7 protein-coding genes and 1 pseudogene are annotated in these 8,780 nt (G+C 60.4%); 3 read left to right on the top strand and 5 right to left on the bottom strand.

All coding sequences use genetic code 11. The features are described from left to right. Positions 1-181: 181 nt before the first annotated feature. The 3 genes from AC19YS_RS27285 to AC19YS_RS27275 form a co-directional block, all read right to left on the bottom strand. Positions 182-949 carry an N-acetylmuramoyl-L-alanine amidase gene (locus tag AC19YS_RS27285; protein ID WP_500603072.1) on the bottom strand — a complete coding sequence of 256 codons (768 nt, stop codon included), beginning with the start codon at positions 947-949 and terminating at the stop codon, positions 182-184. A 123-nt stretch (positions 950-1,072) separates the two neighbouring features. Continuing rightward, positions 1,073-2,392 carry an ATP-binding protein gene (locus AC19YS_RS27280; protein ID WP_106576502.1) on the bottom strand — a complete coding sequence of 440 codons (1,320 nt, stop codon included), beginning with the start codon at positions 2,390-2,392 and terminating at the stop codon, positions 1,073-1,075. Beyond that, positions 2,392-3,087 carry a response regulator gene (locus tag AC19YS_RS27275; RefSeq protein WP_106576501.1) on the bottom strand — a complete coding sequence of 232 codons (696 nt, stop codon included), beginning with the start codon at positions 3,085-3,087 and terminating at the stop codon, positions 2,392-2,394. The genes AC19YS_RS27280 and AC19YS_RS27275 overlap by 1 nt, the downstream gene beginning before the upstream one ends. A gap of 177 nt (positions 3,088-3,264) precedes the next feature. Here AC19YS_RS27275 and dsbD point away from each other — a divergent pair, with 177 nt between their 5' ends. The 3 genes from dsbD to dsbG are packed head-to-tail and all read left to right on the top strand — an operon-like array spanning position 3,265 to position 6,574. Next, the gene (gene dsbD / locus AC19YS_RS27270) at positions 3,265-4,992 is read left to right on the top strand and encodes a protein-disulfide reductase DsbD (protein ID WP_500603071.1); all 1,728 of its coding nucleotides are present in this window, start codon (positions 3,265-3,267) and stop codon (positions 4,990-4,992) included. Further along, entirely contained in the window at positions 4,992-5,837 is an 846-nt protein-coding gene (locus AC19YS_RS27265; RefSeq protein ID WP_200625034.1) for a TlpA disulfide reductase family protein, read from the top strand. Before dsbD ends, AC19YS_RS27265 begins: the two co-directional genes overlap by 1 nt. Further along, on the top strand, positions 5,813-6,574 hold the full coding sequence (dsbG, locus tag AC19YS_RS27260; RefSeq protein WP_106576498.1) for a thiol:disulfide interchange protein DsbG: 762 nt from the start codon (positions 5,813-5,815) through the stop codon (positions 6,572-6,574). The genes AC19YS_RS27265 and dsbG overlap by 25 nt, the downstream gene beginning before the upstream one ends. A gap of 267 nt (positions 6,575-6,841) precedes the next feature. Here dsbG and AC19YS_RS27255 read toward each other — a convergent pair. After that, a pseudogene (locus AC19YS_RS27255) lies at positions 6,842-7,840 on the bottom strand (chitinase); the annotation flags it as partial. A 40-nt stretch (positions 7,841-7,880) separates the two neighbouring features. Further along, positions 7,881-8,516 carry a lytic polysaccharide monooxygenase auxiliary activity family 9 protein gene (locus tag AC19YS_RS27250; protein WP_500603070.1) on the bottom strand — a complete coding sequence of 212 codons (636 nt, stop codon included), beginning with the start codon at positions 8,514-8,516 and terminating at the stop codon, positions 7,881-7,883. Positions 8,517-8,780: the final 264 nt, after the last annotated feature.

Here is an 8,780-nt window from a genome sequence, read left to right as displayed (position 1 = left end):
GCCGGAGTGAGGGCACACCGAGCCTAAGCGAGGTGCCGAGTGGTGGGGCAAAGACCTTTTGGTTACTTTTGGCTGGGCCGGCATTCCGGGCGTTTGCCAAAAGTGACCCGCTGTAAGAGCGGAACCCCAAGCCGCCGTTACCGCAGCAACGGATATGTACAACCCCCTCAAAAAAACGCACTCAAAGCCCCCGATACCGATCATTCAACGCATACAAAATCGCACACGTCTCCCCATCCAAAACCCCACCATAATCCCGACTCCGAAAGTGCATCTGAAACGCCCGCGTCCTCAGCTCAAACGCCCGGCGATTCTGGGCCGGCTTATACCCATACCGCTGAAACGCCCGCTCCACCTCAACCTCCGGCGGCAACCCAAGACAAAACCGCCGCTGATACATGCCCCGCGTCGTCTCATCAAACCAGGCCCCGACCCCAGCCTCGAACAAACGCTTCCAAGGCAACCGAGGCCCCGGATCGCTCTTGCGCCAATACGCAACATCCGAATGCCCAAGCACATCGGCAGGCCCAATCTGCGGATAGCGCCCAAGCACATCGCGAACCAACGCAATCAGCACATCAACCTGTTCTTCGCCATACGCTGGAAACGTAAACACGCCCCCCTCATCCCGCGCCAGATTAACAACCTCGACACCAATCGACCGGCTATTGAGATCATCCCGCCCACCCCAATGACTGACCCCGGCGTGCCACGCACGCTTATCCTCGTCCACCAGCCGAAACACCCGCAATTCGTCATATCCGGTGGCGCGGTAGCCAGGGTCATCCGGATCTGGCAGCAAGTAGTGAGCGCTGACACCGTCTTGCGTGAGCGTACGCAGGGATGAAGCAAAGGGCGCTGCGGTGTAATGCAAAACCACGTGCCGCACGGGCTCAGCGTTACGCTCATTGAAACCCCTGGCAGGGAAACTGCTATCGACCACCAACATAAGAACCGTCCTTTTCAGTACAGGCCGAGTCATTCAGCCCGCTCAAGCGCAAAAAAATTACCGCCATCCTGAAGGGAAGAATGTCAGGCAGGCGGTAACTATTTGGTGCTTGAAGAAAAGTGCTCAGCGCCGCAACGGCATCCCCAGATCGACCCGCAAACCATCCGCCTGGCTGTCGAATTTCAGCGAGCAGGAACAGCGCTGCACGATCGCTTGAACAATCGCCAGACCCAGCCCGCAGCCCTCACTGCTGCCATTGCGCCAAAAGCGTTGGGTCAGGTATTGCAGGTCCTCACTGGAAATCTGCTTGCCATGATCACGCACGCGAAACACCACCGTGTCGGCAGTGGTGAACACACTCAGTTCAACACGGGTATCAGCCGGCGTATGGCGCAGCGCGTTATCGAGCAGGTTGCGCAAGGCCGCGACCGCCAGGGCCACCGGCATTTCCACCGGCGTCTCGGTGAGGTTGGCCGACAGGATCAGGTCGATACGCCGGTTGTCGCCGGCGTTGGCATCCTGGATCGCCAGCCGTGCGACTTGTTCAGCGCTCGATTGCAGACCGTCATCAAACGACAGGCTGCCTTCCACCCGCGCCAGCAGCAGCAATTGCTCCAGGGTGCGGTGCAGGCGGTCGGCGCCCTCCTCGGCGTGGGCCAGAGACTGGTCGCGCGCCGCGCCGTCGGTCATGCGCGCCACTTGCAGGTGGGTCTTGATCGCCGTCAGCGGGCTGCGCAACTCATGCGCGGCATCACCGGTGAGGCGGCGCTCACGCTCGATGGTCTTGGCGATGCGCTGCAACAGTTGGTTCTGGGTGTCGAGCAGCGGTTTAAGTTCGCTGGGCAGGGGGTGAATCTGCAAGGGTTCGAGCGAATCGGCACTGCGGCGCATCAACGCGTCACGCATGCGGTTGAGCGGCAACAGACTCTGGCCGATGCCCAGCCACAGCAGGCACAGGCAACCCAGCAAGGCCACGCCGACCGGCACCGAAGCCGCCAGCAGGATCGACAGGTTCAGCGCCTCGCGCTCCACCTGGCGGTCGGCCGTGGTGATCAACAAGTCACCCCGTGACAGGGTGAAACTGCGCCAGCCGACGCCGTCGATGACTTGATCGCGAAAGCCACTCTTGCGCGACTCCAGGCCTTCATCCGGGGTCATGTGGCTGCGCGCCAGAATTTCCCCACGCAGGGAGCTGACCTGGCAGGCCATGCCCCCCGGCACATTCAGTTGCTCGGTGCGCAGGTGCGTACCGCCACTCACACTGGCCAGGCCCGGCATCTGCTCGGTCAGCCCCGCGACCATGCGCGCCGACGCCACCAGACGCTGGTCGAGGGAAAACATCATCTGGTTGCGCAGATCGTTGAGCATCCAGGCCGCCGCCAGCAGCCAGATCAGCACGAAAGCAGCGCCCAGCTTGAACGTCAGGCGCAGGCGCAGGCTCATCACGAGGCGTGTTCTCCATCATCGGCCACGCCACCGTCGGCCGTGCCCAGGCGATAACCGAGGCCGCGCACGGTCTCGACGATGCCGTTGCCCAATTTGCGCCGCAGGTGATGGATATGCACGTTGAGGGCGTTACTTTCCAGTTCGTCGTTGAAACCGTAGACGCTGTCCTTGAGCTGTTCGCTGGACAGCACCCGGCCTTTGTTATGCAACAAGGCCTGCAACAACGCTTGTTCGCGACGGGAAAGATCCACCGGCTCGCCGCCCAGGAAGGTTTCGCGGCTGCTGGGGTCGTAGGCAAGGCGGCCGTGTTCGATCAGGTTGACCCGGCGCCCCGCCACCCGCCGCAGCAGGGTTTGCAGGCGGGCGGCAAGCTCGCGCAGGTCGAAGGGCTTGAGCAGGTAATCGTCGGCACCGGCCTGCAGGCCGTCGACACGGTTGGTCACAGAATCCCGCGCCGTCAGAATCAGCACCGGAATCTCCAGTCCCTGGCTGCGCTGTTGTTGCAGCAGCTTGAGGCCGTCTTCGTCGGGCAACCCGAGGTCGAGCACCATGATGTCAAACGTGGCCGCCTTGAGCATCGCCCGTGCAGCCGCGGCCGTGGCCACGCGTTCGACAGTAAAGCCCTGGGCGCCAAGGCCGGCCACGATGCCGCTGGCGATCAGTTCGTCGTCTTCACAGACCAGTACGTGCATGGTGAACCCTTCATGAAAGATGGGGAGAATTAAAGGTGCAGCGGATTAAGCGCCGATTATGCCGTGAAAAGAGGCGCGCTCAGACACGCCCTTCACTTTAGAATAGCCCCCGGTTAATCATCGGTTAATCAACGCCACACATTGTGTCCCTAACTTGCACCAAACTAAGGCTTGACCATGCGGCATCTGTTTACCTTTCTACTGGTAATGTTCGCGGGATTCGCCCAGGCCGCGCCGGGCAACCCTTTTGAAAGCAAACCCGATTTCCTCCCGGTGGGCAAAGCCTTCACCTTTACCTCCGAACGCCTGGAGTCTGGCGAAACCCAGCTGTATTGGCAGATTGCCGACGGTTACTACCTGTACCAGCAACGCATGAAGTTCGACGGCCTGGCCGACAAACCGGCGTTACCGCAGGGCGAAGCCCACAGCGACGAGTTCTTTGGCGAACAGCAAGTGTATCGCCAGGGCCTGGAAGTGAAAATTCCGGCCGGCGCCACCGGCCAGGTCAAGCTCGGCTGGCAGGGTTGTGCCGATGCCGGCCTGTGCTACCCGCCACAGTCGATCACCGTGGACCTGGGCGGCAACCCCGCCGTCGCCGACACCGCACAAGCCCAGGACCAGAGCCTGGCCAGCGGCCTGCAACAGCGCAGCCTGGGCTGGAGCCTGCTGGTGTTCTTTGGTCTGGGCCTGCTGCTGGCATTTGCTCCGTGTTCGCTGCCGATGCTGCCGATTCTGGCAGGCCTGGTGGTCGGCAGTGGCGCGAGCCCGCGTCGTGGTTTCGCGCTGGCCAGCAGCTACGTGATATGCATGGCGCTGGTATATGCAGCGCTGGGCGTACTGGCCGCGCTGCTCGGCGGCAACCTCGCTGCATGGCTGCAAACGCCTTGGATTCTTGGCAGTTTCGCCGCGCTGTTTGTGATCCTCGCCCTGCCAATGTTTGGTTTCTTTGAACTGCAATTACCGGCCTTCCTGCGTGATCGCCTGGACAACGTCAGCCGTCAGCAAAGCGGTGGCAGCCTGGTGGGCGCCGGCATGCTCGGTGCGCTCTCCGGCTTGCTGGTGGGGCCGTGCATGACTGCGCCACTGGCCGGCGCGCTGCTGTATATCGCCCAGAGCGGCAATGCGTTGCACGGTGGCCTGATCCTCTTCGCCATGGGCATCGGCATCGGCATCCCGCTGTTGCTGCTGGTGACGGTGGGCAACCGCTTCCTGCCGAAACCGGGCACCTGGATGAACGTGCTCAAGGGCGTCTTCGGCTTCCTGTTCCTGGGCATCGCGGTGCTGATGATTCGCCCGGTGGTCGGCGAAAGCCTGTGGCTCGGCCTGTGGGGCGTATTGGCCCTGGTGATGGCTTACTGCGGCTGGGGCCTGGCGCGCGAATACGGGCTGGCGGCCAAAGTGTTTGGCGCCGGCTCCCTGGTGCTGGGCCTGTGGGGCGCAGTGCTGGTGGTGGGCGCGGCCGGTGGCAGCGACGACCTCTGGCAACCGCTGAAGGTCTACGGTGGCTCGCGGGTTGCGGCTGCACCGAGCGCCCATGACGCGTTCATGACCATCAATGACCCGGCCGTGCTGCAAACCCAGCTCGACAGTGCCAAGGCCCAGGGACAATGGGTGCTGGTGGATTACTACGCCGACTGGTGCGTGTCGTGCAAGATCATGGAAAAACAGGTATTCGGCCAACCTGAGGTGATGGACGCCCTGAAAGATGTGCGCCTGCTGCGCCTCGACGTCACCGCCGACAACGCTGCCAGCCGTGAGCTGCTCGGTCGCTACAAGGTGCCGGGGCCACCGAGCTTTGTGTGGATCGGCCCGGACGGTGAAGAACGTCGTGCCCAACGCATCACCGGCGAAGTGGATGCCGCCGCCTTCCTGCAACGCTGGACGCAAACCCGAGACGCACGCTGATGCTGACCCTGACCATCGGCACCTTCGCCATCGCCCTGAATCACATCCTGCTGATCAGCGCATTGATACTCGCCACCCTGGTGGGCTGGCGGGTGGCCAAACGGGGCGGCGAAAACCCAGAATCGGTGCTGTTCACGCTGTTCCTGTTGGGCATGCTGGCCGCGCGCGTCAGTTTTGTCATGATGTACTGGAGCGATTACAGCCGCGATCCCCTGCAGATGGTCGACCTGCGCGACGGCGGTTTCCTCGCCTGGCCCGGCGTGATTGCACTGGTACTCGGCGCGCTGTTATACGGCTGGCGCCGCCCTGCCCTGCGCAAACCGTTGAGCGCCGGCGTGGTCACCGGCTTAGTGTTCTGGGGCCTGACCAGTTTATCGCTGAGCCTGTACGACAAAGGCGCGCAACTGCCGGACATCACCTTGCGCAACGCCAATGGCGACGTGGTGCAACTGGCCGACTACAAAGGCGGCCCGCTGGTGATCAACCTCTGGGCCACCTGGTGCCCACCGTGCCGCCGGGAAATGCCGGTACTGGAGCGCGCCCAGCACCAGCGCCCCGACGTGACCTTCCTGTTCGTCAACCAGGCCGAAAGCATGCAAAGCGTCAGCACCTTCCTCGCGACCCAAGGCCTGACCCTCGACAACGTGCTGTTTGACGCCAGCGGCCGACTCGGCCAGGCCGTGGGCTCCATGGCCTTGCCGACCACGCTGTTCTACCAAGCCGATGGGCGCCTGATCAACAGCCACCTCGGTGAGCTGTCCCAAGCCAGCCTGGCCCGTGCCATGGAACCCTTCGACACCGCCCCTGAAAGGAAACCGACATGCCAAGCCTCCGCCACCTGCTGACCCTGCTGCCGCTGACGCTCGCGGCCACTCTGGCCCAGGCCGAAGACTGGCCGGCACCGATCAAACAGATCGAAGCCAAAGGCGCCAAGATTCTTGGCAAGTTCGATGCGCCCAGCGGCCTCACCGGCTACGCCGCGCAATACCAGAACCGTGGCATGGCGCTGTACCTGACCGCCGACGGTAAAAGTGTGATTGCCGGCAACCTGTACGACGCCGAGGGTAAAGACCTGAGCAGCGCGCCCCTGGAAAAACTGGTGTACGCGCCGATGGCCAAGGAGGTCTGGGCCAAGATGGAACACAGCAACTGGATTCAGGACGGCGATAAAAACGCACCACGTATCGTCTACCTGTTCAGCGACCCCAACTGCCCATACTGCAACATGTTCTGGGAACAGGCACGGCCGTGGGTAAAAGCCGGCAAGGTGCAGTTGCGCCACATCATGGTGGGCATTATCCGTGAGGACAGCCCGGGCAAGTCGGCTGCGCTGTTCGCCGCCAAAGACCCGCAAAAAGCCCTGGAAGAACACGAAGCCGCCGGTAAAGGCAGCAAATTGCAGGCGCTGGACAAGATCCCGGCGGACATCGAAGCCAAGCTCGATGCCAACATGAAGTTGATGGAAGAGCTGGAATTGTCGGCGACGCCGGCGATTTTCTATCTGGATGACAAGGGCGGGTTGCAGCAACAGCAAGGCGCGCCGTCACCGGACAAACTGGCGAAGATTCTGGGGCCGAAGTAATCGGCGTTTCCCTAAGAATGTTTCAGGCTTGCGCAACATAAAACGAGCAACGCAAATTCATAAAAAACTGATGAAGACTTGAGCCTTGACGCAGAAAATCCGATGCCCAAACAGGCATCGGATTCTATTTCGTAAAGCCAACGATCAGATCATAAACACAGCTGTTTGAGATCAGGCACGTCTGCCAGATGTCTCTTTGCGCTACCGCCGATTGGCGACGTCGAGATCCGCCTCATCCTCACCGAGGCCAGACAGATGAGTGCCTTGGATCAACGGCCCATAACGGCGACTGAATTCCCAGTTGTAGGGCACATGGTCTTTGCTGATCCCGTTGTCCCAATTCACCGACCATGTCATCAGGCCCTTGATCGGCAACCCTTTGTCGTACAAACGCTTGAATGCATTGGTCACGGCTGCAGGGTTGATCACATAACCGGTGGCGGCTGCGTCGACGTTGGCCGGCAGACCAATGACGAACTTGTCCGCCGGGATTTTGGTAAACCCTCGCGTTCCGCTCACCAGACTCTCGGTCAGGTAAAACAGGAAATCCTCTTTCATCGCGTCGTTGTTCTGGGCAATCCAGGCACCGTTGCCGTTGTTGACCTCCTGCACCCAGATCCCGTCGCCCCCCTGGTTGTAATACTGCGGGGCAATGAAGTCGTAATAGCCTTCCAGCGCCTGGATGTAACCGACGTATTTGCCGGCGGTGGTCAGGTAAGGAAACTCCGGCGCCATGCTGATAATGAAGTGTTTGCCTTCACTGGCGTAATGGTCTTTGACCAGTTTCAACGCGGCGGGCAGGACAGTCTTGTTGTCGGCGAAATCAATCGCGCTCTGTTCAAGATCGATGTCCAGGCCATCAAAGCCATAGGTTTCCACCAGGCGGATAATCTCGTTGGCCAGTGGCTGTTCGTTGCCTTTATGCAGCTCGATGTGTGCATCGGCGCCGCCAAGGGAAATCAGCACCACCCTGCCCTGGCTGTTTAGCACGCCCACCTGACGGCGGAACTCGGCGTCGGAAAGGTTGTACGGCTTGAACGTCGGGATACCGTTGCCTTTCATGAAGGCCACGGCCACCACGTTGTAATCCTTCGGCACGTCCGACAGGTTCATATTGGCGAATTGGCCACGCTGGTAGCCGTCGCTCGCTCCGGCAGGCCAGTTGTGCCAGAAGCCCATGAGGATCTTTTTGCCGGCAATGCTGGGCATCAGCGAAGCGACATCGTTCAGCGGCGATTTCAATAAGGTGAAGTCAATCTTGGTCATGTTCTAATCCTTCAGAACGTATGGGTTTAACGGCGCGGGCTTATTTGAAGTCCACGTCGAAGGCTTGATAAAACGCGTTGCCGGTGTTGGCGACGATCCACATCAACACGATCACATGCTTGCCCTTTTTGTTGGCCGGCAGTTTCACTTCGTGATTGACCTTGGCCTTCAGTTCACCTGCATGGCTGTAGTACGGCACCTGGGCATAGAAGTCTTCGGCGAACGGCTGGGTTTCCAGTTGTGCGCGGGTGATGCGCTGCTTCGGATCCCAGCCATCCTTGGTGATCAGCCAGCGATAGCCACGGGTGGTGTGCGCCGCGGTGTATTCCCAGGTGACCTTGAAGGTCTGACCCGGGTCGACATTGAGCAGCGGCCAGGTGAAGGCGCGGTTGAGTTTCTTGGCCATTTCCTCGTTGGTGAAGTTGACGCAGTCACGGGCATCGGTCTTGCCGCCGCTGAGGATGAAGCCGTCGGCTGGTGGGGTGACGCTGTCGCTGTCGGTTTGATAAGGCGCCGGGAACGGACCGGCAATCAGTGCCGGAAAGTTCTTGCCGCCTTCCATTTCATTGACCTGCCAGGTAGCCAGCAGGCCGAGATCCACGGCGACGGCGCCACGGCTGGAAGGGGACGTGACACGACCATGACGAAGAGGTGTCTGGGTTTGTGGTTGGTTCATTTTCGACTCCATTGATTTGATTAAGAACTCTCCTTTCTTGAAGGAGATAACCTCAAACTAACGAAGCTGCTTTTTTTTTCCACCGGCCCGTTTCTCGCTCATTTTCTTCTGATGAGACGACCACCCCCAAAACGCTGTATATAAAAACAGTGTTATGGAAATAACCTACGCAACTAGAGGGCAATTTCCTACAAATCAAGGCGCAAATAACCACACTTTCGATCAAAATCGCCTTTGCCCTCTCGTAAGTGATGCTCGTGTGCA

The organism is Pseudomonas sp. MF08831 (genome assembly GCF_059862645.1).
Note: the sequence above shows the minus strand (reverse complement) of the source record. Positions and strands in the feature narration are given on the sequence as shown.